The following is a 25,607-nucleotide window of genomic DNA, read 5'->3' as shown; positions in this document are numbered from 1 at the left end:
CCCCCCGGACTCTGGAGGTACTCCTTTGAACCACTCTGCCCCCGCGATCCGGGCGGTGCTGCCCACGGGCGCGCTCGATGACGCCACCAAGACCCTCGGAGACATCTCCGACCAGTTCTACGCCGGCTTCCTTGCCTGGGTGCTGATCGCCGTCGGCCTCTACTTCACCATCCGCAGCCGCGCGGTGCAGTTCAGGCTGTTCCCCGAGATGATCCGCACGGTCTTCGGATCGAGGGGTAACGCCGAGGGCGGGATCTCCTCCTTCCAGGCCTTCACCATCGGCCTGGCCAGCCGTGTGGGCACCGGCAACATCGTCGGCGTCGCCATCGCCATCACGCTGGGCGGGCCCGGTGCGATCTTCTGGATGTGGGTGGTGGCGCTGGTCGGCATGGCCACCGGCTTCATCGAGTCCACCCTCGCCCAGATGTTCAAGGTCCCCGCCGCTGACGGCTCCTTCCGCGGCGGCCCCGCCTACTACATCACCCGCGGCCTGGGCTCGCGCACCTGGGGCGGCGTCTTCGCCGTCGTCATCACCTTCGTCTTCGGCTTCGCCTACGAGGCCACCCAGGCCAACACGATCGCCGGAGCGGTAAACGGCGTCCTGGAGAATCACGGGCAGGAGGTGGAGCCCTGGGTCATCGGCGCGGTTCTCGTGGCCCTGACGGCGCCCATCGTCTTCAAGGGCATCAAGCGCGTGGCCCGCGTGGCCGAGTGGATGGCGCCGATCATGGCGCTCATCTACGCACTGCTGGCCATCGTCATCCTCGTCCTGCACGTCGACGCCATCCCCGGCGCCTTCAAGGCGATCTTCGAGGGCGCCTTCGGCCTCAACGCCACTTTCGCCGGCATCAGCGGCGGGTTCTACGCCGCGGCCATCAACGGCATCAAGCGCGGCCTGTTCTCCAATGAGGCCGGTGAGGGCTCCGTGCCGAACGCCGCGGCGACCGCCACCACCTCTCACCCCGTCAACCAGGGCTTCATCCAGTCCATGGGCGTGTTCGTCGACACGATCATCGTGTGCACCGCCACCGCGCTCATCGTCATGCTCTCCGGCCTCTACGACTCCGCCGCCAACCTGGCCGGCCCGGAGGCGACCGCCGCCGCCGACGCCGCCAAGAAGACCCTGACCTCCGACTCCGTCGCCTATGTCCTGGGCGAGTGGAGCCAGTACCTCATGGCCCTCATCATCTTCGTGTTCGCCTACTCCTCCCTGCTGGGCAACTACACCTACGCGGAGATCAACGTCGACTTCCTGCGCGGCTCGCGCTCCAACCACACCTGGCTGCGCCTCATGATCCTCGTGGCCACCTACGTCGGGGCCGTCGCCTCCCTGGACTTCGTGTGGAACTTGTCCGACATCGCCATGGGCGCGATGGCCGTCATCAACATCGTCGCCATCACCCTGCTCGGCAAGTGGGCCTTCGGGGCCCTGCGCGACTGGGAGGCCCAGAACCGGGAGCTCCGGGAGGGCCGCCGCGAGGAGATCCGCTTCGTCGGCAAGGGCAACCCGTACCTGCCGGGCGACCTGCCCGGAGACGTCTGGGCGCCCAGAGGGGCGGCTGCCGCTGTCGCCGAAGCGCCGGTCGCCCAGGGCTGAGCGCCCCCAGCGGGCCTGGGACCGGGGGAGTGAAAAAGGCGAGAAGGGGCGCCGCGATCGTGATCCCGGCACCGGTAGGCTGACCCCATGAAGATCGCGCGATTCTCCACCGGCGATGAGCCCCGCTACGGCATCGTCCAGGGCCTGGATGAGGCCGAAGCCGTCCCCACGGGGGAGTCCGAGGGGCACCTGCTCGTCCTCAAGGGCGACCCTCTCTTCTCCGTGCCGGAGGCCACCGGGGAGGTCGTGGCGCTGAGCGAGGCCAGGCTCCTCGCCCCGGTCATCCCCCGCTCCAAGGTGGTGGCCATCGGCAAGAACTACGCCGCCCATGCCGCCGAGATGGTCGGCGGCATGGATGGCGCCGTGCCGGAGACCCCGATCATCTTCCTCAAGCCCAACACGGCCGTCATCGGCCCTGACGCCCCCATCGTCCTGCCGGCCTGGAGCGAGGAGGTCCACTACGAGGCCGAGCTCGCCGTCGTCATCAAGCGCATCGCCAAGGACCTCGCCCCGCAGGACGCCCACCGGGTGATCATGGGCTACACGGTGGCCAACGATGTCTCCGCCCGGGACCGCCAGCGCGCCGAGCCGCAGTGGGTGCGCGCCAAGGCCTTCGACACCTCCTGCCCCCTGGGGCCCTGGATCGAGATCCCCGAGCCCGGTGACGAGCGCGCCTTCGACCCCTCGCGCGCCACCGTGCGCGCGCGGCTCGACGGCGAGACGGTCCAGGAGGGCGGCACCCAGGACATGGTCATGGGCGTCGCGGAACTCGTCGCCTACGCCTCAACGATCTTCACGCTCCTGCCCGGCGACGTCATCCTCACCGGGACTCCCGCCGGTGTCGGCGAGATCCGCGCCGGGCAGCGCGTGGGCGTCGAGGTCGAGGGCATCGGCGGCTTCTCCAACCCCGTCGTGCGCCGCTGAGGCGCTCGCGGGCCTCAGGCCAGGGCGGCGGCGATGCGGTCGGCGGCCTCATCCGCGATGCCGCGCCCCGTGGCCAGGTTGAGGCGGCAGAACGCGGCGTAGTCCGAGCCGAAGGTCACGCCCTCGTTCATCGACACCCCGGCCTCGCGCTCCAGGAACTCGGCGGGGGCGCCGGTCATCCGTCCATCGGCCAGGGCGCCCGAGAAGTCGATCCAGGTCAGGTAGGTGGCCTCCGGCATGGTGACTGATGCGCCGTCGATCCCGTTGAGGCGGCCCGTGATGGTCTCCAGCGTGCCGCGCAGGTACTCGCGCACCGCCTCGTTCCAGCCCCGTCCCTCGGAAAGGGCCGCCGTCGTGGCGATCGCGCCGAGGACCGAGGCGCTCCCGGGAAGGGAGGAGCACAGCGGATCGGCGTTGAACCGGGCGCGCGCCTCGCCGGAGGCGATGAGCTGGGCGCAGTGCAGGCCCGGGATGTTCCATCCCTTCGAGGCCGACGTCGCCGTGAATGTGAGGGCGGGGTCGGCGCCCGGGCGGGAGGCGTAGCAGATGTGCTGGGCGCCCCCGGGCAGGACGAGGGAGGAGTGGATCTCATCGGCGAACACGATGACGCCGTGCTTGGCCGACAACTCCGCGACGGCGTCGAGTTCGGCGGCGCTGAGAACGCGACCCACCGGGTTCCACGGGTTGCACAGCATGAGAAGGCCGGCGCCCGCGGCCATGGCGGTCTCGATGCCCTCCAGGTCCAGTGACCAGACGGGGGCCGAGACGCCGTCGCCGCGCAGGGCCGGGACCTCGATCACCTCCCGGTCCAGCGCTCCCGGGATCCTCAGGAAGGGCATGTAGGCCGGGGTGGGCGCGATGATCGGCGAGCCCGGGCGCGTCATTCGGCTGATGATCGCCCGCAGCGAGGACAGCACGTCAGGCAGCAGGCTCACGTCCTCCTCCGGGATGTCCCAGCCGAAGGAGTCGCGGTGGAAGTCGATGACCGCCGAGCGGCAGGCTCGCCAGACCGGCGTGGGCATGTAGCCGAAGAGGGCGTCGTCGACGGCGTGGCGCAGCGCCGCCGTCACCGCCGGGGCCGTGCCCAGGTCCATCTCCGCCACCCACGCCGAGATCACCGCGTTGGGCCGCTCCGTCCACTTCGCCGAGCCCCTGGCGCGCGCCTGCCCGGGGGTCAGGGCATCGAAGGCGGCGAAGAGATCCGAGGAGGTCAGGGAGGGCGCGGGCCGGGAGGAGGACTGACTCATGGAGGGGATCATACGGAGGCCGCGCGCCTGTTCCTGATGGCGTCCGCCCTGCGTGCGCAGCCGTTCGCAGCCCCTGCTGCCGATCCCATAAGGCCCCATTGGGCCCGCTGGTGGATGGGGCGCCGGGCGGGGGAGCCTGTGGCCGGGCTACGCTATGACCCATCATGACTGACACCGCCACGCCCGCTCCCATCCGCGTCCGCTTCTGCCCCTCGCCCACGGGCACGCCCCACGTCGGCATGGTGCGCACCTGCCTGTTCAACTGGGCCCACGCCCGCCACACCGGGGGCGCCTTCGTCTTCCGCATCGAGGACACTGACGCGGCGCGCGACTCCGAGGAGTCGTTCAACGCCATCCTCGATTCGCTGACCTGGTTGGGCCTGGACTGGGACGAGGGGGTGGGCAAGGGCGGTCCCCACGAGCCCTACCGCCAGTCCCAGCGCATGGGCCTGTACCGGGAGGTGGCCGCCGAGCTCCTCGAGGCGGGCTACCTCTACGAGTCCTACTCCACTCCGGAGGAGATCGAGGCCCGTCACCGCGCCGCCGGTCGCGACCCCAAGCTCGGCTACGACGGCTTCGACCGGGACCTGACCGAGGAGGCCAAGGCCGCCTTCCGCGCCGAGGGCCGCAAGCCCGTGCTGCGCATGCGCATGCCTGACGAGGACATCACCTTCACCGACCTCGTGCGCGGCCCCATCACCTTCAAGGCTGGATCCGTGCCCGACTACGTCGTCGTGCGCGCCGGCGGGGACCCGCTGTACACGCTCGTCAACCCCGTCGACGACGCCGCCATGGGCATCACCCATGTTCTGCGCGGGGAGGACCTGCTGTCCTCCACGCCCCGCCAGATCGTTCTCTACCGCGCCCTCATCGCGATCGGCCGCGCGCAATCCGTGCCCGAGTTCGGCCACCTGCCCTACGTCATGGGGGAGGGCAACAAGAAGCTCTCCAAGCGCGACCCCGAGTCCAACCTGCTCATCCACCGCTACCGCGGGATGATCCCCGAGGGCCTGCTCAACTACCTCGCGCTGCTGGGCTGGTCGCTGAGCAAGGATGAGGACGTCTTCACCCCCGCCCAGCTCGTCGAGTACTTCGACATCCACGACGTCAACCCCAACCCCGCGCGCTTCGACCCCAAGAAGTGCGAGGCGATCAACGCCGAGCACGTGCGGCGCCTGGAGCCGGCCGACTTCCGCGACCGCCTCGTGCCGTACTTGCGCGACGTCCACCCGGATCCCTCCGACCCGGCCTGGCGGTCCCGGCCCCTCGTGTCCGCCCCCTCCTTCCCCGAGCTGAGCGAACGCGAGAGGGAGATCCTCACCGCCGCCGCCCCCCTCATCCAGACCCGCATCCAGTTGCTGCGGGAGAGCCGCGACATGCTCGGCTTCCTCTTCGTGGGCGACGACGCGCTCGCCGTCGACGACAAGGCCGTGTCCAAACTCAAGGACTCCGCTCCCGCGGTGCTCGACGCCGCCATCACCGCCCTGGACGCCCTCGGCCCCCAGGAGTGGACGACGGCGCGCCTCGAGGAGGTCCTGCGCTCGGCCATCGTTGACGGGCTGGGCATCAAGCCCCGCCTCGCCTTCGGGCCGTTGCGGGTGGCCGTCACGGGGCGGCAGGTCTCCCCGCCGCTGTTCGAGTCCATGGAGATCCTCGGCGCGGCCTCCTCCCTGGCCCGCCTGCGCGCCCTGAGGCGGCGCCTCGCCTGAGACGCGGACCGGCGCGGACCGGCGCGGGCCTCTCGCGAACCGGTGCGGCGGCCGCCGCGCCGGGGCCCCCGGGTGGGGCGGGCGGTACGGCCGCGGAGAGCGGCGCGGCCGCGGTGGGCGGCACGGCCGCTCCTGTCCGCTCAGGCGCGGCGGCTCCTCACAAAGCGGGGGAGTCCATCCCCTCGATGCGGATGCCCCCCAGGATCGTGTGCCACTGATCGGCGGAGATCTCATGCCCGCTCTCACAGCCGATCCACACATCGAAGCGCAGCCCCGCGTCGCCCACGACCCGTGAGAATCGGTAGCCGGTGAGATCGCGCTGGCTCCACTGCTTGGAGTCGGTGATGCCCGTCCAATGCGCCGAGTAGCCGTCCATGATGCCGCCGTCGTCCTTGACCAGGCCGAGTTTCTCCGGCTTGTCGCTGTTGAAGTCGTGGACGATGGGCTCTGCTTGGCCCGCCCGGTTGCGGCTGTAGCGGTCGTCGTCGAACCGCTGCTGGTGGTAGACGGAGCTGATATCCCTGATCACGTAGCCCAGGCAGTAGCCGTCATAGGTGCGGTAGCCCTCGAGGTTGCCACGGTCCGTGACGCTGTCCTGCTGGGTGATGCTGTCGTCCTGGTACCACACGGAGTAGTCGTCGTTGTAGAACTTCAGCGCCGGTGGCGTCCATCCCGAGTCGGGGTTGGGGGCCTGGTTGAGCGTGGGGACGGCGCCAGGCGTGTTCTGGGCGCGCACCGGGGGAGGGGCGGGGGTGCTCAGCGTCGGCAGGGTGAAGGGGCTCGACGGCGCCGTCGCCTCCTGGGAGGGCTCGGCCTGGGAGGCGCTCTTGCCGTCAGAGCATGAGGCGAGGCACAACGACAGGCTCAGGGACGCGGTGATGGTGATGGCCTGGGCCATGCGGCGCCCGCCGCTTGCGCTGCGGATGAGGGGCATGTGATGGATCATTCGATACCTCCGGTGGTGGGAGGGGGTCCCTTTGATTCTAGGGACCCCCGGGCGTGCGGGGCACCGCTGGCGATGGTGAGGGCTGCCCGGCGGCATCGGCAACGGTGAGGTCGGGAACCTCGCGCCGCTGGCGATGGTGAGGGTTGCTCGGCGGCGGGCCAGTCGCCCCTGGGGGCCGCCGATGACGCTGTGGTGGCGTTCACGTGCCCACGATTCGACAGCGAGGGGGAGCCCGTGTAGATTTCTTCCCGCTGCCCCGATCGGCTCGCCGGTCCGGGGTCACCTGCTTTGGGGTATGGTGTAATTGGCAACACAGGTGATTCTGGTTCATCCATTCTAGGTTCGAGTCCTGGTACCCCAGCGGAGAGCGCGAGCTCGCCATACAGTTGAAGAACTGCGCCCCGTTCGTCTAGCGGCCCAGGACACCGCCCTCTCACGGCGGCAGCACCGGTTCAAATCCGGTACGGGGTACTCAGGCAGCCATCAGGCTGTCGGTCCACACGCCCCGTTCGTCTAGCGGCCCAGGACACCGCCCTCTCACGGCGGCAGCACCGGTTCAAATCCGGTACGGGGTACTCAAGCGGCCATCAGGCTGTCGGTCCACACGCCCCGTTCGTCTAGCGGCCCAGGACACCGCCCTCTCACGGCGGCAGCACCGGTTCAAATCCGGTACGGGGTACTCCAACCTGAACTCATGAGGCTCGGTCGCTGCGGGTGATCGGGCCTTCGTCGTGACTGCCGCGATGTGACCGCGGGATGACTGCTGTGATGTGTCCGCGGGCCGCGGCCTCAAAGGGAGCCTCCTGCTGGGGGTGGGCGCCCGGCCCCGGTTGCCCCTCCGGAGAGCAGAGGAAGGACGCCTCACTGTTGGGGGCGGGCGCCCGGCCAGCGCTCACGCCGCCCACTCGCCACCGCGCCCATGTGGCTGTGGGTGCGCCCGACCGGGCCTCCGCGCGCACCAGCGCCTGACGACCGTGCCCCTGTGGTTGCGGGTGCGCATTCTTGGTGAGCGTGGTGGACGTCGGGCCCTGGTCGTCGCGCCCATGTGGCCGCGGACGCGCATTCTTGGTGAGCGTGGTGGACGTCGGGCCCTGGTCGCCGCGCCCATGTGGCCGCGGACGCGCCTCTGGGCCGTCGAAAGCACCGCGGGGCCCTCGGGGGCATCGGACGGCCATTGAGAGCATCGCGGGGAGCGCTGCACTCAATGGCCCAACGCTGCTCAAGACGGTCCGATGCTGCTCAGGACGGCTTGGTGCCGCCCTCAACGGTCCACCGCTGCTCAGGACGGCTCGGTGCTGCCCAAGACGGCTCGGTGCCGCCCTCAACGGCCGGTGCTGCTCTCAATGAGTCCCGGGGATCCTCACGATCCGCCACCGCCCGCGAGCAGCTCGCCAGCGCTGACGACGCGCAGGCCACGGGACTGGATTCGCTCCACGGATCGGCCCATCTCCTCCATGAGCTCGGCGTAGGGCTGACTCCGACCGTCGTGGCACAGGATGATCGCCCCGTCCTGCGCGGCCTGTCCCACCTCCTTGGCCGCAGCGGCGCCCGGCGTGTGCAGGCTCCAGAGGACCAGGTCCAGGCCCCGGTCCGCGGCGGCGGCCAGGGCGACGGCGTCCACCCGCCCGTAGGGGGGCCTCCAGAGCGTTGGCTTGGGCGCCCCAGCGGAGGTGATCGCCTCGATCGTCCGGTCGATGTCCCGGCCGAGCTCATCCGGCGAGGCGCCGTAGACGTCTGTGTGAACCCAATTGTGGATGGCGACCTCATGCCCCTCGGCCGCCTCACGGGCGATGAGATCGGGGTGGGCCCGGGCGGCCTCGCCCAGCACGAAGAAAGTTGCCTTGACCCCCAGCCGGGACAGCATGTCGAGGACTACCGGGGTCCAGCGGGGGTCCGGGCCATCGTCGAAGGTGAGGGCCACCGACCCAGTTCCCGGCGCCACCCGGAAGGTCGTGGACACCGCGCGGCGGCCTGAGCCGTCCGCCGGCAGCGCGGCGACGCGGAAGGTGGGGGAGCGGCGCCCGTCGTGCCAATGGGTGGCCGCTGCCCCGGCCGCGGCGCCGATCGTGCCCGCCGCGAGCATGCCGGCCACCCTCAGGGCCCCGCGGCGCGACGAGTGGGCGGCAGCGCCGTCGCGGCCCTGCTCGGCTACCCCCGTGGCTGGGCGCGCCCCCTCTCCTGCTGCGTCGGCCCGGGCATCCTCCGATGCGCGAACGGGCGAGTCCGATGAGGAGGCGGGAGACGGGGTCATGGGGCAGAGGTTACGCCGCCCGCGCCGCGCGACCGCCGCCCCCATGCTCGCCGCGCGACCGCCGCGTGCGCTCTCCCCCGGACTCTCTCTCCCCCCCCCCGGAGGGCCCGATCGCCGTCAGGGCGGTTGCTCTAGAATGCTGTCGTGACGAACTTCCCCACTCTTGGCGCCCCGGGGCCGATCCCCGAGGGCGCGATGCGGATCGTGCCGCTGGGCGGCCTCGGCGAGATCGGGCGCAACATGACCGTCTACGAGGTGGACGGCAAACTCCTCATCGTCGACTGCGGCGTCCTCTTCCCCGAGGACGAGCACCCCGGCGTCGACCTCATCCTGCCCGACTTCTCCTACATCGAGGACCGCCTCGACGACGTGGTCGCCCTCGTCCTGACCCACGGCCACGAGGACCACATCGGCGGCGTTCCCTACCTGCTGCGCCTGCGCGACGACATCCCGCTGGTGGGCTCCGAGCTCACCCTGGCCTTCATCGACGCCAAGCTCAAGGAGCACCGCATCCGCCCCGTCCTGCGGGAGGTCCGCGAGCACGAGCGCGTCGCCTACGGCCCCTTCGAGCTGGAGTTCGTGGCCGTCAACCACTCCATCCCCGACGCCATGGCCGTCATGATCCGCACCGAGGCGGGCAGCGTCCTGTGCACCGGCGACTTCAAGATCGACTCCCTGCCCATCGACGGGCGCATCACCGACCTGCGCGCCTTCGCCCGCTTCGCCGACGAGGGCGTGGACCTGTTCTGCGTGGACTCCACCAACGCCGAGGTCCCCGGCATGGTCGCGCACGAGAACCAGATCGGCCCCGTGCTCGACTCCGTCTTCGGGGAGTCCGACGGGCAGATCATCGTCGCCTCCTTCTCCAGCCACGTCCACCGCGTCCAGCAGGTGCTCGACGCCGCGGCCCTCCACGGGCGCCGCGTGGCCCTCATCGGGCGCTCCATGGTGCGCAACATGGGCATCGCCGCCGAGCGCGGCTTCCTCAAGGTGCCCGAGGGCGTCCTCATCGACGCCCGGGACATCACCAGCCTGCCGGCCGATGAGCGGGTCCTCATGGTCACCGGATCCCAGGGCGAGCCCATGGCGGCCCTGAGCCGCATGGCCCACGGGGAGCACCGCTCCGTCACCGTGGAGCCGGGGGACACCGTCATCCTGGCCTCCTCCCTCATCCCAGGCAACGAGAACTCCGTCTACCGGGTCATCAACCAGCTCATGCGTCTCGGCGCCCGTGTGGTCCACCGCGACAACGCCCGCGTCCACGTCTCCGGGCACGCCTCCTCCGAGGAGCTACTGCACGTCTACAACATCGTGGCGCCCCGCAACGTCATGCCCATCCACGGCGAGATCCGCCACCTCGTGGCCAACGGGGCCCTCGCCGTCAAGACCGGCGTGCCGCCCAAGAACGTCATGCTGTGCGAGGACGGGGTCGTCGTCGACCTCCTCGACGGCCAGGCCCGGATCGCCGGGCAGGTGCCCTGCGGCTACGTGTTCGTCGACGGCGCCTCGGTGGGCGAGATCGATGAGGCCGAACTCAAGGACCGCCGAATCCTCGCCGAGGAGGGCTTCGTCTCCGTCTACGCCGTCGTGGAGACCTCCACCGGCACGATCCTGGCGGGCCCGGACATCCAGGCCCGCGGCATGGCCGAGGACGACTCCGTGTTCGACGAGGTCCTGCCCGACGTCACCGCCGCCCTCCAGCAGGGGCTCGACGGCGGCAGGGCCGACGCCCACTCCTTGCAGCAGGCGATGCGCCGCGCCCTGGGCCGGTGGGTGGCCCGGCGCCTGCGACGCCGCCCCATGATCGTGCCCGTCGTCATCGAGGCCTGAGGCCCATGCCCCCCCGTCGGCCCGCCTGCTTCATCTCCACCGGCAGTGTCCTCATCGACCTGCCCCTCCAGGTCAACAGGATCCCCGCCCCCGGCGGGGCGGTCACCGCCAGCTCCACCGGACCGGTCGTGGGAGGCGGCTACACGGTGGTCTCCGCCGTCGCCCGGCAGGGCAAGCCCGCGGCGCTCGCGGCCACGCTGGGCACCGGTCCCAACTCCGCGCTCGTGCGCGAGGCCATGATGCTCGACGGCGTCGAGCTCGTCGTCGAGGAACTCGTGGGGGACATCGGCACCTGCATCACCCTCATCGAGCCCTCCGGGCGGCGCACCTTCATCACCAACGAGGGCATCGAGGCCGAGCCCCAGCTCGACGACCTGCGCCAGCTCGACCTCCTGCCCGGAGACTGGGTCCACGCCTCCGGCTACGACATCGTCCATCCCCTGAGCCACCGGGTCCTGGCTGACTGGCTCGTCGACCTGCCCGAGGGGGTCGGCCTCGTCATCGACCTGGGCCCCGTGGAGCCGGAGATCGGCGCCACCACGCTGAGCCGCCTGCTCGGCCGCGCCACCCTGCTCACCGGCAACCACCTGGAGATCACCCAGCTGAGCGCCCGGCTCGGCAGCCCCGCGGCGCTGCGCGAGGCCTGCCCCGGCGCGCTTATCGTGCGCCGCACCGGCGTGCACGGCTGCGTGCTCTGGCCCGCCGGCGGCTCCCCCATCGAGGTGGCCGGCTTCTCCCGGGACGTCGTGGACACCACTGGGGCGGGGGACACCCACACCGGGGTGCTCGTGGCCAACCTCATGGACGGCCTTGACGAGGTCACCGCCGCCACGCGCGCCAACGCGGCCGCCGCCGAGGCCGTCTCCCGGCAGGGCCCGGCGCGCTGCCCGCTGCGCGAGGAGATCGACGCCCTCCTGAGCGGGGCCTGAGCCCCAGGCGGCGTCCCGATCCCGATCCCCCGGGGAGGTGTGGCGCACTCTTCGCCCGCCCGGCGGCGTGGCAGTCCCGGCGCGGAAGGCACTGCCGCTAGCGTGTTGACCACCATGGCCACCCGCAGCACCAAGCGAAACGCGAAGCCCTCATCGAACCCGAAACCGCCCCAGCGCGGCTCGGGCCGCCGCCGTCGCACGCAACAGGGCCAGGGCCGCGCCGACGCGACCACCACCATGCCCGCCCAGGCGGCGCCCGGCTCCCAGCGCCCCGCGGCTCATGGCTACGCCCGCACCGCCTGGGCCTTCGGGCTCCTCGCCCTGGCCGCGGTCACAGGGCTGCGCGAGTGGTTCGGGGTGTCCGGCGCCGCCGGCGGCTTCCTGCACCACCTGGCCGCCGGGCCCGTGGGCATGCTCAGCATCATCGTGCCGATCCTCCTGGCTGCCCTGGGCGTCGCCACTCTGCGCGTCCACCGCCTCACCAACGTTCACGCCCGCGTGAGCGTCGGCGGCCTGGGCGTCCTGGCGGGGCTCACCGGCATCATCCACGTCGCCTCCGGCCAGCCCGCCCTCGGCGCCGGCGCAGAGGGCGCCGGAGGCCTGCTCGGCTGGCTCTTCGGCGCGCCCCTGGCCGGGCTCTTCGGCGCCGTCGGCGCCGTCATCCTCCTGCTGCTGCTCATCGCCTTCTCAGCGCTCGTGGTCTCCGGCAGGACCATCGCCGAGTTGCGGGAGACCGCCGCCGCCCGCAGGACCGAGGCTGGCGCCGACTTCCCAACGGACACCTGGCCCACCCGAGCCCTGGGCCGGGTCCGCCAGGCCCTGGGATCGCGGGCCCCCGTTGACGACGCGGACCTCACGGCCACGACATCCCTCGACTCCTACGACGGCGATGAGCCCTTCCGCTCCGCCATCGAGATGGAGGACTCGCCCGCCGAGGGCGCCACCGACGGCGGGAAGGCCCCCCTGGGCGCCTCGCGCAAGCGCGGCTCTGGTCCGCGCCCCCGGATCACCCCGGGGGAGGGTGCCGCCTCGTCCCGGCGGCGCCCGCGCGGGGAGGGCGCCGCCAGCGGCCCCAGCGGCGTGGGTGGGCTCGACGCCCCCGTGGGCGCCGATCCTGCCACTGAGGTCATTGCCGGGGCCCCTTCCCCCCTCGACCCGCCCGCCCTCACCCCTCGGGGTAGGAGCGTGATGGCGCCGGGGGAGCGGCCCGTGCCGCCCACGGACCCCGAGGCCGTCACCGACGAGACCCCCGCGATCGATCCGGACCTCGCTGACGAGATCGAGATGGCCGGCGGAGCCGCCATGGCCCTGCCCGATGGCACCACCTATTCGCTGCCCGACTCCTCCCTCCTGGAGGCCGGCGCCGGGCATGCCACCCACACCGAGGCCAACGACGCCGTCGTCGACGCCCTCCAGAACGTCTTCACCGAGTTCAACATCGACGCGACCGTCTCCGGCTACACCCGCGGCCCCCAGGTCACCCGTTACGAGGTCCACCGCGGTCGGGGCGTCAACGTCTCCAAGATCACCGGCCTGGAGAAGAACATCGCCTACGCGGTGGCCTCCGACGAGATCCGCCTCCTGACCCCCATCCCCGGCAAGTCCGCCATCGGCATCGAGATCCCCAACTCCGACCGCGAGATGGTCAAACTCGGCGACGTCCTGCGCTCGGGGGCCGCCAAGAAGCAGGCGCACCCCCTCGTTGTGGGCCTGGGCAAGAACGTCGAGGGCGACTACATCGTCACCAACCTCGCCAAGACCCCGCACATGCTCGTGGCCGGCCAGACCGGCTCCGGCAAGTCCTCCTTCGTCAACTCCATGATCACCTCGATCATGATGCGCGCCACCCCTGAGGAGGTCCGCATGGTGCTCGTGGACCCCAAGCGCGTGGAGCTGACCATCTACGAGGGCATCCCGCACCTCATCACCCCCATCATCACCTCCCCGAAGAAGGCCGCGGAGGCCCTGGAGTGGGTGGTGCGCGAGATGGACGCCCGCTACGACGACCTCGCCTCCTTCGGCTTCAAGCACATCGACGACTTCAACAAGGCGATCCGCGCCGGCGAGGTCCAGCCCCTGCCCGGCAGCCAGCGGGTTCTCAGCCCCTACCCCTACCTCCTCGTCGTCGTCGACGAGCTCGCCGATCTCATGATGACCGCGCCCAAGGACGTCGAGGCCTCCATCCAGCGCATCACCCAGCTGGCGCGCGCCGCCGGCATCCACCTCGTGCTGGCCACGCAGCGGCCGGTCGCCCAGGTCGTCACGGGTCTCATCAAGTCCAACGTCCCCTCGCGCCTCGCCTTCGCCACCGCCTCCCAGCTCGACTCGCGCGTCATCCTCGACCAGAACGGCGCCGAGACCCTCACCGGCCAGGGCGACGCCCTCTACCTGGGGCCCGGCGCCTCCACCCCCATCCGCGTGCAGGGATCGTGGGTCACCGAGCGCGAGATCCGCGCCGTCGTCGAGCACGTCAAGGGGCAGCTCACCCCCGAGTACCGCGAGGACGTCGTCGTCCCCGAGGTCAAGAAGCAGATCGACGAGGAGATCGGCGACGACATGGACCTGCTCCTGCAGGCCGCCGAGCTCATCATCACCAGTCAGTTCGGCTCCACCTCCATGCTCCAGCGCAAGCTGCGCGTCGGCTTCGCCAAGGCCGGGCGCCTCATGGACCTGCTGGAGTCCCGCGAGGTCGTGGGCCCCTCCGAGGGCTCCAAGGCCCGTGATGTCCTAGTCCAGCCCGAGCAACTTGAGGAGACCCTCGCCTGGATCAAGGGCGACGGGCAGGCCCCCCAGATCGACGACCCGGGAGCCTCCGACGCCACCGCCGCCCGCGTGCCCTCCGGCCTCCAGCCCGGCACCCCGCGCGAGGTGGGCCTGCCGACCGACCGCTACGCCGTCGACCCCCTCGAGGAGGAGGGCGGCGCCCCCGTGAGCGAGTCCTGGGACGACGAGTCTGCCTCGGAGGACTCCGAGGACGCCTGGAGCCTCACCGGCCGCGGCCAGTCCTGGTAGGCGCGGGCGAGGCCCGCTATCCGGTCCCGCGGGCCCCACCGGATGCCCCCGATTCCTCTACTCTTGAGGCGATGAGAACCGCCCCGCCCCCCTCCCACCCGGGTCCCGCCGCGCCCTCGTCGGCAACTGGCAGGGGCGCCCCCGCGGGCGAGGCCCCCCTGCTCAACATCGCCAACGCCCTGACCGTTCTGCGCATCATCCTCGTGCCGGTCTTCGTGTGGCTCATGCTCCTCCCGGGCGATGCCATGCGCCTGGCCGCCGCCCTCGTCTTCATCGTGGCCGCGGCGACCGACCGACTCGACGGGCAGCTCGCGCGCTCGCGCAACCTCATCACCAGTTTCGGCAAGATCGCCGACCCCATCGCGGACAAGGCCCTCACCCTGTCGGCCTTCATCCTGCTCAGCGTCGCCGGCCGCCTGTGGTGGTGGGTGACGGTCCTCATCATCGTGCGCGAGCTCGGCATCACTGTCATGCGCTTCGCCATGCTCCGGCGCGCCGTCATGGCGGCCTCGCGGGGCGGCAAGGCCAAGACGGTCTTGCAGATCCTCGCGCTCATAGGCCTCCTCCTGCCCTGGCACGCCGTGCTGCCCGCGACGCTGGCCACGGCCCTGCTGCGGGTCTCCTACGCGCTGGTGGCCGCCGCCCTCGTCGTCACGGTGGCCACGGGCATCGACTACGTCCTCCAGGCGATCCGCATCTCGCGTGAGAAGCCCGCCGCCGACGCCACGGGCGGCGCCGGGCATGGGTGAGGCGCCCGTCGCGGCGCCGGCCTGGCCCGAGGGGCGCCAGGCGGCGGAGGACCTGCTGCGGGCCCTGGGCGAGCGCGGGCTCACCCTCGCCGTTGCCGAGTCGCTGACCGCCGGCATGGTCTCCTCCGCGCTGGGCGGGGTGCCCGGGGCCTCAAGGGTCCTCCTGGGCGCCGTCGTTTCCTACGCCACGAGGATCAAGGCCGAGCTCCTGGGGGTCGACGCCGCCCGCCTGGCCATCACGGGGCCGGTCGACGCCGTCGTCGCCCAGCAGATGGCGCGGGGCGCCGCCCGGCTCCTCGGGGCGGATGTGGGACTGGCCACCACCGGCGTGGCCGGACCCGGCCCCGCCGACGGGCACCCGGCCGGAACGGTCTACATCGCGGCCTTCGGCCCATGGGGGGCCGTGGGCCGAAGGCTGGGCCTGACCGGCGGGCGGGATGAGATTCGCGCCGCGACGGCCCTGGCGGTCCTGAGCCTCGCCGCTCGCGCCGCGCGAGGGGACCTCTGAGGCGCCGCGGCCGTCCCCCCCCCACCCTCCCCGCATCCTCCCCGCGCGGATCGGGGCGCGCTCGCGCCCATGTCATGGCTCCCTCATGAGCCTCGCCAAGCGTCCTCTCAGGCCCCGGCGACATGCTTCATGCCATCGGCCAGGGCGCGGTGATCAACCAGCGACCGGGGCCGGGAATGAACCCCACCAGTGAATGGTTGTGCCTTGTGATGAATGAGATGACTCGCCCCCGCCCCGCCCGCTCGTCCCGCCTGGCGCCCAGGATGGCGATGCGCCCGGCGCTCTCCACGGGGTACGGTTCTGCCGTGGACACCACCAAGCACGAGAACGTCCTCCTGCGCCGCGAGATCGGCGAGGTCCTCCGCTCCGTCCGCCAGCACCAGGGGCGCACCCTGCGCGAGGTCTCCTCGCAGGCGCGCGTGTCACTGGGTTACCTCTCCGAGGTTGAGCGCGGTCAGAAGGAGGCCTCCTCGGAGTTGCTCGCCTCCATCTGCCAGGCCCTCGACGCCCCCCTGTCCACAGTGCTGCGCGAGGTCTCCGAGCGCGTCGCCATGGCCGAGGGCGTCGTCATCCCCGACACCGTCCCCGACGAGCTCATCCGCCAGCAGGGCGCCATCGCGCGCTGACGCCGGCGGGCCAGCCCGATCCCCATCCCCGGAAGGCCGCGAGGCCGCCCGGGGATCCCTCTGCCCGCGCCCCTTCCCCTCCCCGATCCCCTCCCGGCCATCCGTTCCCCTGACCAGGAGCCCCCATGAAGCACTCGGAATTCTGGCGCGCCCTCGACGAGGTCTTCGGCTCCGCCTACGGGCGATCGCTGGCCCAGGACCTCGTCCTGCCGCCCTGGTCGATGACGGCCGTCCAGGCCCTCGACGCCGGTGAGCCGCCTCGCGAGGTCTGGGACTCGCTCTGCCAGGAGACCGAGCGCGACGAGGCCGAGCGCTGGGTCTACCGGGACGATCCGCGCGCCCGCCGCGGGTAGCGCGCGGTCGCCACCGCGCGGCGGTGAGGCTCCCAGTCACCCGGGTGGCTGCGCGGGCCCAGCCGGGAGTGGCGCCGTCGGCCCTGCCCCGTGACACGCCGGGGCGGCTCCGCTTGCGGATTCGAACACGTGTTCGGCTAGAGTTCACCACGGACGCGCCACGAGCCCCCACAGGCCCCGTTCTGTGGAGGCTCGCGGATACATGTCAGTGGTCCGGCATACCGTCGTCCACGAGCCCCGGAGAGGGGATCCCGTCCACGAGGACCAGCCCTGAACACCGCGGCCCACCGCCGCCCGAGCCGGAGAAGAGACCATGCCCGCAGCAACCCAGAACCAGGATCGATCCAAGGCCCTGGCCACCGCCCTTGCCCAGATCGACAAGTCTTTCGGCAAGGGCTCCGTCATGCGCCTGGGCGATGACAGCCGTCCTCCCGTGGCCGTCATCCCCACCGGCTCCACCGCGCTCGATGTCGCGCTCGGGATCGGTGGCCTGCCCCGTGGCCGCATCATCGAGATCTACGGCCCCGAGTCGTCCGGTAAGACCACCGTCGCCCTCCACGCCGTCGCCAGCGCCCAGAGGGCCGGCGGGAACGCCGCCTTCATCGATGCTGAGCATGCCCTGGACCCGGTCTACGCCAAGGCCCTCGGGGTGGACACGGACAACCTGCTCGTGTCCCAGCCGGATACCGGGGAGCAGGCCCTGGAGATCGCGGACATGCTTATCCGCTCCGGCGGCCTGGACATCATTGTCATCGACTCCGTGGCCGCGCTGGTGCCCAAGGCGGAGATCGAGGGGGAGATGGGGGACTCGCATGTCGGCCTCCAGGCCCGCCTCATGAGCCAGGCGCTGCGCAAGATCACCGGTGCCCTGTCCGCCACGGGCACCACGGCTATCTTCATCAACCAGCTGCGCGAGAAGATCGGCGTCTTCTTCGGCAGCCCCGAGACCACCACGGGCGGCAAGGCCCTCAAGTTCTACGCCTCCGTGCGCATCGATGTGCGCCGCATCCAGACCCTCAAGGACGGGGACCAGCCCGTGGGCAACCGCACCCGCGCCAAGGTGGTGAAGAACAAGATGGCCCCGCCCTTCAAGCAGGCCGAGTTCGACATCCTCTACGGCCGCGGCATCTCCCGCGAGGGCGGCCTGCTGGACCTGGGCGTGGAGAACGGCATCGTGCGCAAGTCCGGCGCCTGGTTCACCTACGGCACGGACCAGTTGGGTCAGGGCAAGGAGAACGCCCGCGCCTTCCTCGCGGACAACCCCGCCCTGGCCGATGAGATCGAGCAGAAGATCCTCGCCGCCCTGGGGATTGGGGAGGCCGGGCGCAAGGCCCAGGAGGAGGCAGCGGCCCGGGCGGCCGCAGCGGAGGCCGATGCGGCGGCAGCGGCGGCCGAGGCCGCCCTCGAGGCCGCCGCGGGGACGAAGGCCCCCGCCAAGGCCGTGGGGCGCGGCTCGGGCAGGGGCTCGGGCAGGGGCGGCGCCAAGAGCAGCGCCAAGAAGTCCGCCGCCCTCGATATCGACGCCGCTTTCGGTGAGGACGCCGGTGGCTTCTGATGCCCTGGCTCATCCCTGACGAGCATCAGGAAGAGGTCGAGGCGGCGCGGGAGATCGTGTTGCGCCGCCTCGACCGCGCCCCCGCCTCCCGCGCGGCCCTCGCCGAGTTGCTGGAGCGCAAGGAGGTGGATCACCGCGTGGCGCAGGAGGTCCTCGACCGCCTCGAGGCCGCTGGCCTCATCGATGACGGCGCTTACGCCGCGACTCTTGCGCGCACCCGCTTTGCTGAGAAGGGCGCGGCCCGGCGGGCCATCGCCGCTGAGTTGCGGCGCAAGGGCCTGGGGGAGCGGGCGATCAGCGGGGCCTTGGCCCAGATCAGCGGCGACGACGAGGCCGGCGCCGCGCTCGCCCTGGCCCGCAAGAGGCTGCGCGCCACGCGCGGGCTCGATCCGGTGGTCCGTCGGCGGCGCGCCCTGGCGGCGCTGGGCCGCAAGGGCCACTCCCAGGCCGTGGCCCTGGATGCCTTCGAGCGAGCCCTGGCCGAGGAGGCCCGGGAGGGCCAGGGCCCCGACGGTCACTGAGCCGGTCGGCCGCCCAGCGCGGGCCGGCACGACCGCGCCGACCGGCGCCGTCCGCACCCACTGGCGCGGGCAGGACGCACCACTGGGAGGAAATGGCGCCACTCGGTGGGCAGGCCGTCGGCAGCCCCGGTGGCGCCCACGCCTATTCCTGAGCCGCCGCGGCCAGGGCGCTCCAGGCGGCCAGGCCGCAGGCTGTGAGCACGGGCGTCGCGCCCGCGGGGCCCATGCCCGGCGCCAGGGTGGAGGCGCGCTCGGCGATCATCTCCCACAGGTCGATGGCGTCCTCAGCCCCGCAGAACACCATCAGGCAGTCCGCCTCGCCCACGCGCTCTCGCGCCAGGATCACCGTGTGCCCACAGGCGGTGGCCCGCACAGCCGCCCCGTCGCGCAAGCGCCGCAGGAGGCCGGGGCCGCAGAGCACGTCGGGCCCGCAGCCCTCCCCGCCGGGGGCATTGTCCTCGGGCAGCAGGGCGGCGGGCATCCCCGCCCCGGACTCGACGACGCCGCGCATGACCTCCTCCGCTCGGGGCCCCGCCACGGCGATGAGCGCGATCGACTCCGTCGCGTCGATGATGCCCTCCCACCGCGGGATGGCGCCATGGGCCGTCCCTATGGCGCTGCGTCGGTCGGCGGCGCTCGTGACCACGAGGAACTCCTCGTCCCCCAGCCGGTAGATGGTGGCAGGAGCGGCGTCGGCCGCTAGCCGGGCCCGCAGGGCGCGGCCAACGGGGAGGGAGGAGGCCGGGCCGGCCGAAGCGGGGCCGTCGGGGTCGGCGCCGGTGAGCGCAGCATCGAGGGAGGCGCCCGCCGCGGGGCCCTGCGCCTTGAACGTGCCCAGGTGGGACAGGTCGAGGATGCCGGCGCAGCCCCGCAGCGCCTCCAGCTCGCCGTCGCCGGGGGCGTAGCGCAGCGGGACCTCCCAGCCGTCGCGGATGGTGAAGGTGGCGCCGAGCGCCTCGTGAATGCCGTGCAGGCAGGCGCGCCGCGCCCTCGCTGCTGTTGCCATCGTCGTCCCCTCCTCGCCTCGCCCCCGGAGGTGCCTTCCCCCAATCGTAGTGGGCGCCGCGACGATCGCGGCCCCTGCCCACCCGGCCTGGGATCCGGGAGGGCAGGGGCCAACGCTATCGGGGAACGGTCGGGGGGGGCTGAGTGGAGCACCGGCTCAGCCCTTCTCCTTCGAGGTCTTGAACAGGAGGTTCACCTGCTCGTTGTACTCGTTGAGGGTGGAGGCCGGCACGCGGTTGACGTAGACGTCCGCGACCCCCGGCTTGATGATCGCGTTCACGTCGGCGCCGAAGTACGTCAACGGGAAGTAGAACGTTCCGCCGTTGTTCTCCTCCAGGTAGCTGGTGAAGGGCTTGGTGGGCAGCCCGGTCTTCTCGAAGACCTCTACCGCCTTCTCAGTGGAGGCCGTGATCGCCGGGAAGACGATCCCGTAGGAGGCCACGATGTCCTGCGCCTCCTGGGTTCCCAGGAAGGCCACCCATTTCGAGGCGCCCTCGATGTTCTTCGAATTCTTGACGATCGAGTCGCCCAGGCCGTTCATGAGGGAGACGGACTTGCCGTTCGGCCCCACCGGGTGGGCGACGATGCCGACGTCGATCTCCATCTTGGCGTAGGTGTTGAACATCCAGGCGCCGGCGACGCATAGCGCGATCGAGCCGCTGGCGAGCTGCACATCGGTGCCGTTTCCCTTGGCGAACGTGCCGGCAGGGGCCATGTAGCCCTTGTCGATGAGCCCGAAGTACCAGTCGAGGGTGTCCTGGAACTGCTTCTCGTCGTAGCGGTAGCGGGTGCCCCAGGTCTCCTTATCCGTGTAGTGCCAATCACCGACGCTGCCTGTGAAGGGGCTCCACTGGGTCTGGCCGTCCGAGGAGCCCTCATCGGCGATGCCGGTGGCGTAGACGGCCACGTTCTTGGGGTCGAAGCCCGGCTCGTCGCCGCGCACGCCGTTCTTATCAATGGTCAGGCGGGCGAGGACCCTCTCGAAGCTGCCGCCGTCGGTGAGGTTCCAGGACCATCCCTCCAGGTCCTTCTCGCTCAGGCCGGCGTCGGCGAGCATGGCCTTGTTGTAGAAGACCGCCTCGGTGTCCCAGTCCTTGGGGCAGCCGTACTGGTGCCCGTCGTCGCCCTTCCACAGGTCGATGAGGCCGTCCTGGAAGGCCTGGGTCTCCACGCCGGACCACGCCGGCTGCTCATCGAGGGGGAGGAGGATGTCCAGATCCACGAACTGGGCGAACTTGGCGATGTGGTCGGTGAAGACGTCCGGGGCGGTGTCGGCGATGAAGCCCGCGGTGAGCTTCGTCCAGTAATCATCCCAACCGATCTGGGTGATGTTGACAGTAATGCCGGTCTTGGCCTTGAAGGCTTCGGCGCAGGCCTGGTAAGCGGGCAGCTGCGCGGAGTCCCACAGCCAGTACTCCACGGTGTTGGGGTCCGAGCCTCTCGATCCGGAGCAGGCTGCCAGGGTCATGGCGGCGGCCCCTGAGGCCAGGCCGCACAGGAGGGAGCGCCGCGAGAGCGCCGAGCGCAGGATGGGGAGAGAGGGGGTCGTCATCTGGTGCCTCACTTGATGCCTGTAAAGCCGATGGAGTTGACGATGCGCCGGGCGAAGGCCATGAACAGCAGCAGCATCGGGAGGGCCGCCACGAGCGTGGCCGCCATGAGGCCGGACCAGTCCGGGCCGGTCTGGGGCGCCTGGGACTTGAAGACCGCCAGCGCCACGGTGAGCACCCGGGAGGAGCCCGAGTAGGAGACCAGCAGCGGCCAGAAGTAGTCGTTCCAGGCCGTGATGTAGGTGAGAATCCCCAGCGTGGTGATGGGCGCTTTCGCCATGGGAAGGATGAGGGTGAGGAAGACCCTCGTCTTCGAGGCCCCGTCCAGGAGGGCCGCCTCCTCCAGCTCCCGGGGGATGTTCATGAAGAACTGGCGCAGGAAGAACACCGCGAAGGGCGTCATGAGCATCGTCGGCAGCGCCACGCCCAGGAGGGTGTCGATGAGGCGCAGCTGCTTCATGAGCACGAAGTTCGGAAGCAGGGTGAAGATCGAGGGCACCATGAGCGCGGCCAGGAAGATGGCGAAGACGGCATCGCGTCCCTTCCAGCGCAGGCGCGAGAAGGAGTAGGCGGCCATGGCAGAGAAGAACACCTGGCCCACCGTGACCAGCGTGGACACGATGATCGAGTTGCGCAGGTAGAGCCAGAAGTTGATCTCCGCGCCGGAGCCGCCGTCGGCGATCGCCGCCTCGGTGGACTGCATGCCGAAGACCCTGGCGAAGGCCCGGAAGTTGAGGTCCACGGGCAGGGGGTTGGCGGGATCGGCGTAGATGCCCGCGTTGGAGGACAGCGCGGTGCGCAGCACCCAGTAGAAGGGCAGGAGCGTGAAGGCCATGATGAGGGCCATGGCGACCCAGGCGGCGACGCGACCTGCCGAGACGCGCTTCTTGGGGGCGCTGCGCCTCTTGGGGATGCTGTCCGCCCCGGCCCTCCCGGGTGCGGCTGAGGGGGTGGTGACAGTGGTGGTCATGGTCGGTTCCCTCTCAGTTCAGATCGGTCTCGCCCGCACGGGTCATGCGGTACTGCAGGGCGGTGATCGCCGCCAGGATGAGGAGCAGCCCGACGGCCATCGCGGAGGCGTAGCCGAACTGGAAGCGGCTGAACGCCATGTCGTACAGGTAGAACTGCAGCACGCGGCTGGCGTTGACCGGGCCGCCGGCGGTGGTCACGGAGACCGTGTCGAAGACCTGGAAGGAGCCGATCACCGTCATGATGAGGACCAAGGCGAGGATCGGGCGCAGCAGCGGCATGGTGATGCGCCAGAACATCGTCCACTCGCTGGCGCCATCCACCTTGCCCGCCTCGTAGACGTCCCCGGGGATCGCCTGGAGGCCGGCGAAGATGAGCAGCGCCGTGTAGCCCACGTGCCGCCACACGTTGATGATGGCGATCGTGGGGATCGCCAGCGAGGAGGAGAAGAAGTCCACGCGGTCGCCGAGCACCGCCTCGATGACCTGGTTGGAGATGCCTAGCGTGTTGTCCAGCAGCCACAGCCACAGCATGGCGGCCACGACGTTCGACACGAGGTAGGGGGTCAGCACGATGGAGCGCACGAGCGTCGACTGGGTCAAGCGCTGCATGAGGACGGCGATGACGAGGGCCAGCACCGTCTGCAGGCCGATGTTGATGACCACGTACTCCAGGGTCACCCGAACCGCGTTCCAGAAGATCTTGTCCTGGACCATGCGGGAGTAGTTGGCCAGCCCGTTGAAGGAGGCCGGGGTCAGCAGGTTGTACTCGGTGAAGGACAGCCAGATGCCCCGCAGCAGTGGCCAGATGTAGAAGGCGAGGAGCCCGATGCCCGCGGGGGCGATGAAGGCCCATCCCAGGCGGGCGTCGCTGCGCGGCCTCGCGCGCAGTCGTGGGGCCGATGAGGCGATGGTGGTCATGGTTCCTTCCAGATCATCGTCGAAACGGATAGGGGGCAGGGGCGAGTCAGATGGAGGGGGCCGGGGACGACGACGGCGAGCAGGCCCTGCGCCCCAGCGCCGGCCGCTCGCGGGTCGGCGGGTCAGTCGACGGCGGTGGCGCGCACCAGCACGAGGTGGTCGGGGTGGAGGATCGGCAGGGCCAGGCCGGTCGTGGACAGGTACGAGCCCGGCAGGGTGACCGGCTCGTACATCCACCTCGGGCGCAGGGACAGCTCGGGGTACGACGGCGCCGCGAGCTCGATCCGGTAGCGGCGCCCCGGGTCCAGGCCGGGCAGTGGCCGGGGGGCCGTCGGCCAGGAGATGGTCTGCCCCAGGCAGGCGATCTCGTAGACCGCCTCGGAGCCATCGGCGGCCACCACGCCCTCGATCCGCAGGGCGTCGTCGTCGGCCAGGTCCGCGTGGACCGTCAGGCCCGAGTGCAGCAGGGGGCGCAGTTCCTTGTGCAGGGCGATGATCGAGGCCAGGCGCTCGCGGTCGTCGTCGTCGGCGCTGGTGAGGTCCCATTCGACGCCCATGTGCCCCCATAGGGCCGTGCCCGCGCGGAAGTCGAGGTCGAGGTCGCGGAGCGTCGTGTGCGCGCGGCCGTCGCCCACATGCGTGCCGACGAGCTCGGGGGGCAGCAGCAGCATGGTGCCGCGCTGGATGTCCTGGCGGTCATGGGCGTCGATGGAGTCCGAGGCCCACACCCGCTGGGCGCGCTCCATGATGCCCATGTCGATGCGGCCGCCGCCGCCGGCGCAGGATTCGATCTCCAGGTCCTCGAAGCGCTCGCGCAGGGCGTCGAGGAGGCGGTAGAGGGCGAGGGTCTGGTCGTGGACGGCCGCTCCGCCGCGCCGGCCGGCCGTGGGGGAGGCCGCCTCGTGGCCGACGGCCACGAGCGGGGAGTTGTGGTCCCACTTGATGTAGGCGATGGAGTAGCGCTCCACGAGGGCGCTGATCGACTCGAACAGGTAGTCCCAGGCGCCGGGGGCGCACAGGTCCAGGACGCGCTGGTTGCGGTGCTCGGGAGCGCCCCCCGCCCCGTCGGACAGGATCCAGTCCGGGTGGGCGCGGGCGAGCTCGGAGTCCACGTTGATCATCTCCGGCTCGAACCACAGCCCGAACTCCATGCCGAGCTCGTGGACGCGATCCACGAGAGGGCCCAGGCCCTCGGGCCAGGCCTCGGCCGAGACCCGCCAGTCGCCCAGGCCCGAGGTGTCGTCGCGGCGGGAGCCGAACCAGCCGTCGTCGAGGACGAAGCGCTCGATGCCCACGTCCGCGGCGAGCTCGGCCAGGCGCGTGAGCTTGTCGAGCCGGTGGTCGAAGTAGACGGCCTCCCAGGTGTTGAGCAGCACCGGCCGGGGGCGCTGAGGGTGGGAGGGCAGTGAGCGCAGGAAGGTGTGGGAGCGGTGCGCCAGCGCGTCCAGGCCCTCGCCCCAGGAGAAGACCGCCCACGGGGAGGTGTAGGACTCCCCCGGGGCCAGGATGACCTCACCGGGGGCGAGCAGCTCGCCGGCGCCGATGAGCGCCCTGCCCTGGGAGGGGCTCATGATGAGCGAGCGTGTGGAGCCCGACCAGGCCAGGTGGACGCCGTGGACCGTGCCCGCGCGCCAGCCGAAGCCGGCGCGCCCGGCGGCGAGCCAGGTGGTGGCGTCGTGCCCGGGCCGGCCCTCCCAGGACTCGCGCAGGTGCGTGCCCGCGGTGAGGCGGTGGCGCTGGAGGCGGCGCTCATTGATGTGGTGCCCGGACATGTCCAGGATCTCATCGGCGCCCTGGGGGAGGGGCAGCGCGGGAGTGATCTCGTCGACGACGAGGCCGCTGGCCAGCTCGAGGCGCCCGCCCGGCTCGTTGGTGACCGTGGCGCGCACGCGCACGAGCCCGGACTCCTCCAGGCGGATCTCGCTGACGATGCTCACCCCGTGCGCCTCATCGACGGCCGTCGAGACGACGATGGGGGTGGTGGGAGCGGCAGGCCCCTCCCCGGCGGCCGGTGGGTCCTCGGCCCACCACTCGTGGTCGACCTGGGTGGGGTGGAAGGAGAAGGCGGTTCCGTCCACCCGGTGCAGGCCGATGGCGGGGCGGGCCGACCAGCCCAGGCTGGCGTGGGGGAGGATCGGCAGGTCGTTGCAGATCCAGGCGGAGTTCGCGCCGAGCGTGGTGGCTGACGCGCGGCCGGCGTCCTGGAGGTCGCTGCCGTCGAGGGGGCCGAGATCGGCCCCCCAGTGGCGCACCACGGGGAAGCGGTCCACGGGGGTGTCCAGAACAAGGGAGGTGCCGCCGGAGCGGAGGTGGAGGGTCATCGTCGTCCTTCCGGGCCCGAGGGGGCCTCCTGGCGGTCCGCGACGCCGCGAACCATTCCTTTCAAGATGAAAATAAATGGGTGGT

At 71.3% G+C, this 25,607-nt stretch carries 20 protein-coding genes and 4 tRNA genes; 16 read left to right on the top strand and 8 right to left on the bottom strand.

Going from position 1 to position 25,607, the window contains the following annotated elements; genetic code table 11:
* Positions 1-25 precede the first annotated feature (25 nt).
* Together GVV75_RS06625 and GVV75_RS06620 are read left to right on the top strand one after the other, a co-directional pair.
* Positions 26-1,597 (top strand): alanine/glycine:cation symporter family protein, encoded by a 1,572-nt coding sequence (locus GVV75_RS06625; RefSeq protein WP_413227750.1) that lies wholly within the window; start codon positions 26-28, stop codon positions 1,595-1,597.
* 87 nt (positions 1,598-1,684) lie between these two features.
* On the top strand, positions 1,685-2,521 hold the full coding sequence (locus GVV75_RS06620; RefSeq protein WP_159523886.1) for a fumarylacetoacetate hydrolase family protein: 837 nt from the start codon (positions 1,685-1,687) through the stop codon (positions 2,519-2,521).
* A 14-nt stretch (positions 2,522-2,535) separates the two neighbouring features.
* On the opposite strand, the gene GVV75_RS06615 is transcribed toward GVV75_RS06620, so the two are convergent.
* Positions 2,536-3,768, bottom strand: coding sequence for a MalY/PatB family protein (locus GVV75_RS06615; protein WP_159625846.1), 1,233 nt, complete (start codon positions 3,766-3,768; stop codon positions 2,536-2,538).
* Between the two features lie 164 nt (positions 3,769-3,932).
* On the opposite strand from GVV75_RS06615, the gene gltX reads away from it, so the two are divergent.
* Positions 3,933-5,477, top strand: a complete 1,545-nt coding sequence (gene gltX, locus GVV75_RS06610) for a glutamate--tRNA ligase (protein ID WP_236266085.1) — start codon at positions 3,933-3,935, stop codon at positions 5,475-5,477.
* A 157-nt stretch (positions 5,478-5,634) separates the two neighbouring features.
* Here gltX and GVV75_RS06605 read toward each other — a convergent pair whose 3' ends face one another.
* Positions 5,635-6,411, bottom strand: coding sequence for a hypothetical protein (locus tag GVV75_RS06605; RefSeq protein WP_159523890.1), 777 nt, complete (start codon positions 6,409-6,411; stop codon positions 5,635-5,637).
* Between the two features lie 301 nt (positions 6,412-6,712).
* Here GVV75_RS06605 and GVV75_RS06600 point away from each other — a divergent pair.
* The 4 genes from GVV75_RS06600 (at position 6,713) to GVV75_RS06585 (ending at position 7,102) form a co-directional block, all read left to right on the top strand.
* Positions 6,713-6,784, top strand: a tRNA-Gln gene (locus tag GVV75_RS06600).
* A 37-nt stretch (positions 6,785-6,821) separates the two neighbouring features.
* Positions 6,822-6,894, top strand: a tRNA-Glu gene (locus GVV75_RS06595).
* A gap of 31 nt (positions 6,895-6,925) precedes the next feature.
* A tRNA-Glu gene (locus GVV75_RS06590) sits at positions 6,926-6,998 on the top strand.
* Between the two features lie 31 nt (positions 6,999-7,029).
* Positions 7,030-7,102 (top strand) — tRNA-Glu (locus GVV75_RS06585).
* Between the two features lie 681 nt (positions 7,103-7,783).
* On the opposite strand, the gene GVV75_RS06580 is transcribed toward GVV75_RS06585, so the two are convergent.
* Positions 7,784-8,674: a polysaccharide deacetylase family protein gene (locus GVV75_RS06580; protein WP_159523892.1), complete on the bottom strand. Its 891-nt coding sequence runs from the start codon at positions 8,672-8,674 to the stop codon at positions 7,784-7,786.
* Between the two features lie 195 nt (positions 8,675-8,869).
* Between GVV75_RS06580 and GVV75_RS06575 the strand changes: the two genes are divergently transcribed.
* The 9 genes from GVV75_RS06575 (at position 8,870) to GVV75_RS06535 (ending at position 18,757) form a co-directional block, all read left to right on the top strand.
* Positions 8,870-10,504 carry a ribonuclease J gene (locus GVV75_RS06575; protein WP_159814032.1) on the top strand — a complete coding sequence of 545 codons (1,635 nt, stop codon included), beginning with the start codon at positions 8,870-8,872 and terminating at the stop codon, positions 10,502-10,504.
* Between the two features lie 5 nt (positions 10,505-10,509).
* Positions 10,510-11,433 (top strand): PfkB family carbohydrate kinase, encoded by a 924-nt coding sequence (locus GVV75_RS06570; RefSeq protein WP_159523894.1) that lies wholly within the window; start codon positions 10,510-10,512, stop codon positions 11,431-11,433.
* Between the two features lie 114 nt (positions 11,434-11,547).
* Complete coding sequence (locus GVV75_RS06565; RefSeq protein WP_159814015.1) at positions 11,548-14,445, top strand: DNA translocase FtsK; 2,898 nt, start codon at positions 11,548-11,550, stop codon at positions 14,443-14,445.
* A gap of 71 nt (positions 14,446-14,516) precedes the next feature.
* Positions 14,517-15,194, top strand: a complete 678-nt coding sequence (gene pgsA / locus GVV75_RS06560) for a CDP-diacylglycerol--glycerol-3-phosphate 3-phosphatidyltransferase (protein WP_159625840.1) — start codon at positions 14,517-14,519, stop codon at positions 15,192-15,194.
* Positions 15,187-15,702: a CinA family protein gene (locus GVV75_RS06555; protein ID WP_159625837.1), complete on the top strand. Its 516-nt coding sequence runs from the start codon at positions 15,187-15,189 to the stop codon at positions 15,700-15,702. The genes pgsA and GVV75_RS06555 overlap by 8 nt, the downstream gene beginning before the upstream one ends.
* A 209-nt stretch (positions 15,703-15,911) precedes the next feature.
* Positions 15,912-16,328 carry a helix-turn-helix domain-containing protein gene (locus GVV75_RS06550; RefSeq protein ID WP_413227751.1) on the top strand — a complete coding sequence of 139 codons (417 nt, stop codon included), beginning with the start codon at positions 15,912-15,914 and terminating at the stop codon, positions 16,326-16,328.
* Between the two features lie 125 nt (positions 16,329-16,453).
* Entirely contained in the window at positions 16,454-16,681 is a 228-nt protein-coding gene (locus GVV75_RS06545) for a DUF3046 domain-containing protein (RefSeq protein WP_159523902.1), read from the top strand.
* 313 nt (positions 16,682-16,994) lie between these two features.
* On the top strand, positions 16,995-18,236 hold the full coding sequence (gene recA, locus GVV75_RS06540) for a recombinase RecA (protein WP_159523904.1): 1,242 nt from the start codon (positions 16,995-16,997) through the stop codon (positions 18,234-18,236).
* Positions 18,236-18,757 (top strand): regulatory protein RecX, encoded by a 522-nt coding sequence (locus tag GVV75_RS06535; RefSeq protein WP_159625833.1) that lies wholly within the window; start codon positions 18,236-18,238, stop codon positions 18,755-18,757. The genes recA and GVV75_RS06535 overlap by 1 nt, the downstream gene beginning before the upstream one ends.
* A 142-nt stretch (positions 18,758-18,899) precedes the next feature.
* Here the strand turns inward: GVV75_RS06535 and GVV75_RS06530 are convergent, their stop codons facing one another.
* From GVV75_RS06530 to GVV75_RS06510, 5 genes are all read right to left on the bottom strand, one after another.
* Positions 18,900-19,763, bottom strand: a complete 864-nt coding sequence (locus tag GVV75_RS06530) for a hypothetical protein (RefSeq protein WP_159814013.1) — start codon at positions 19,761-19,763, stop codon at positions 18,900-18,902.
* 156 nt (positions 19,764-19,919) lie between these two features.
* Positions 19,920-21,314 carry an ABC transporter substrate-binding protein gene (locus GVV75_RS06525; RefSeq protein ID WP_159814011.1) on the bottom strand — a complete coding sequence of 465 codons (1,395 nt, stop codon included), beginning with the start codon at positions 21,312-21,314 and terminating at the stop codon, positions 19,920-19,922.
* Positions 21,315-21,322: 8 nt separating this feature from the next.
* A complete protein-coding gene (locus tag GVV75_RS06520; RefSeq protein WP_159717846.1) occupies positions 21,323-22,282 on the bottom strand; it encodes a carbohydrate ABC transporter permease in 960 nt (319 codons plus the stop codon).
* A 13-nt stretch (positions 22,283-22,295) separates the two neighbouring features.
* The gene (locus tag GVV75_RS06515; protein WP_159625825.1) at positions 22,296-23,201 is read right to left on the bottom strand and encodes a carbohydrate ABC transporter permease; all 906 of its coding nucleotides are present in this window, start codon (positions 23,199-23,201) and stop codon (positions 22,296-22,298) included.
* Positions 23,202-23,323: 122 nt separating this feature from the next.
* Positions 23,324-25,522, bottom strand: coding sequence for an alpha-galactosidase (locus GVV75_RS06510; protein WP_159814009.1), 2,199 nt, complete (start codon positions 25,520-25,522; stop codon positions 23,324-23,326).
* Positions 25,523-25,607 lie beyond the last annotated feature (85 nt).

Source organism: Actinomyces sp. zg328 (assembly GCF_009829635.1).
GTDB lineage: Bacteria > Actinomycetota > Actinomycetes > Actinomycetales > Actinomycetaceae > Actinomyces > Actinomyces marmotae.
The sequence above is the reverse complement of the archived record's forward strand: the minus strand, read 5'-3'. Positions and strand labels throughout refer to the sequence as shown.

Coding starts and splice junctions, on each gene's coding strand:
- GVV75_RS06620 (WP_159523886.1), top strand. CDS start 1,685: ATGAAGATCGCGCGATTCTCCACCGGCGATGAGCCCCGCTACGGCATC.
- GVV75_RS06615 (WP_159625846.1), bottom strand. CDS start 3,768: ATGAGTCAGTCCTCCTCCCGGCCCGCGCCCTCCCTGACCTCCTCGGAT.
- gltX (WP_236266085.1), top strand. CDS start 3,933: ATGACTGACACCGCCACGCCCGCTCCCATCCGCGTCCGCTTCTGCCCC.
- GVV75_RS06605 (WP_159523890.1), bottom strand. CDS start 6,411: ATGCCCCTCATCCGCAGCGCAAGCGGCGGGCGCCGCATGGCCCAGGCC.
- GVV75_RS06580 (WP_159523892.1), bottom strand. CDS start 8,674: ATGACCCCGTCTCCCGCCTCCTCATCGGACTCGCCCGTTCGCGCATCG.
- GVV75_RS06575 (WP_159814032.1), top strand. CDS start 8,870: ATGCGGATCGTGCCGCTGGGCGGCCTCGGCGAGATCGGGCGCAACATG.
- GVV75_RS06570 (WP_159523894.1), top strand. CDS start 10,510: ATGCCCCCCCGTCGGCCCGCCTGCTTCATCTCCACCGGCAGTGTCCTC.
- GVV75_RS06565 (WP_159814015.1), top strand. CDS start 11,548: ATGGCCACCCGCAGCACCAAGCGAAACGCGAAGCCCTCATCGAACCCG.
- pgsA (WP_159625840.1), top strand. CDS start 14,517: ATGAGAACCGCCCCGCCCCCCTCCCACCCGGGTCCCGCCGCGCCCTCG.
- GVV75_RS06555 (WP_159625837.1), top strand. CDS start 15,187: ATGGGTGAGGCGCCCGTCGCGGCGCCGGCCTGGCCCGAGGGGCGCCAG.
- GVV75_RS06550 (WP_413227751.1), top strand. CDS start 15,912: ATGAATGAGATGACTCGCCCCCGCCCCGCCCGCTCGTCCCGCCTGGCG.
- GVV75_RS06545 (WP_159523902.1), top strand. CDS start 16,454: ATGAAGCACTCGGAATTCTGGCGCGCCCTCGACGAGGTCTTCGGCTCC.
- recA (WP_159523904.1), top strand. CDS start 16,995: ATGCCCGCAGCAACCCAGAACCAGGATCGATCCAAGGCCCTGGCCACC.
- GVV75_RS06535 (WP_159625833.1), top strand. CDS start 18,236: ATGCCCTGGCTCATCCCTGACGAGCATCAGGAAGAGGTCGAGGCGGCG.
- GVV75_RS06530 (WP_159814013.1), bottom strand. CDS start 19,763: ATGGCAACAGCAGCGAGGGCGCGGCGCGCCTGCCTGCACGGCATTCAC.
- GVV75_RS06525 (WP_159814011.1), bottom strand. CDS start 21,314: ATGACGACCCCCTCTCTCCCCATCCTGCGCTCGGCGCTCTCGCGGCGC.
- GVV75_RS06520 (WP_159717846.1), bottom strand. CDS start 22,282: ATGACCACCACTGTCACCACCCCCTCAGCCGCACCCGGGAGGGCCGGG.
- GVV75_RS06515 (WP_159625825.1), bottom strand. CDS start 23,201: ATGACCACCATCGCCTCATCGGCCCCACGACTGCGCGCGAGGCCGCGC.
- GVV75_RS06510 (WP_159814009.1), bottom strand. CDS start 25,522: ATGACCCTCCACCTCCGCTCCGGCGGCACCTCCCTTGTTCTGGACACC.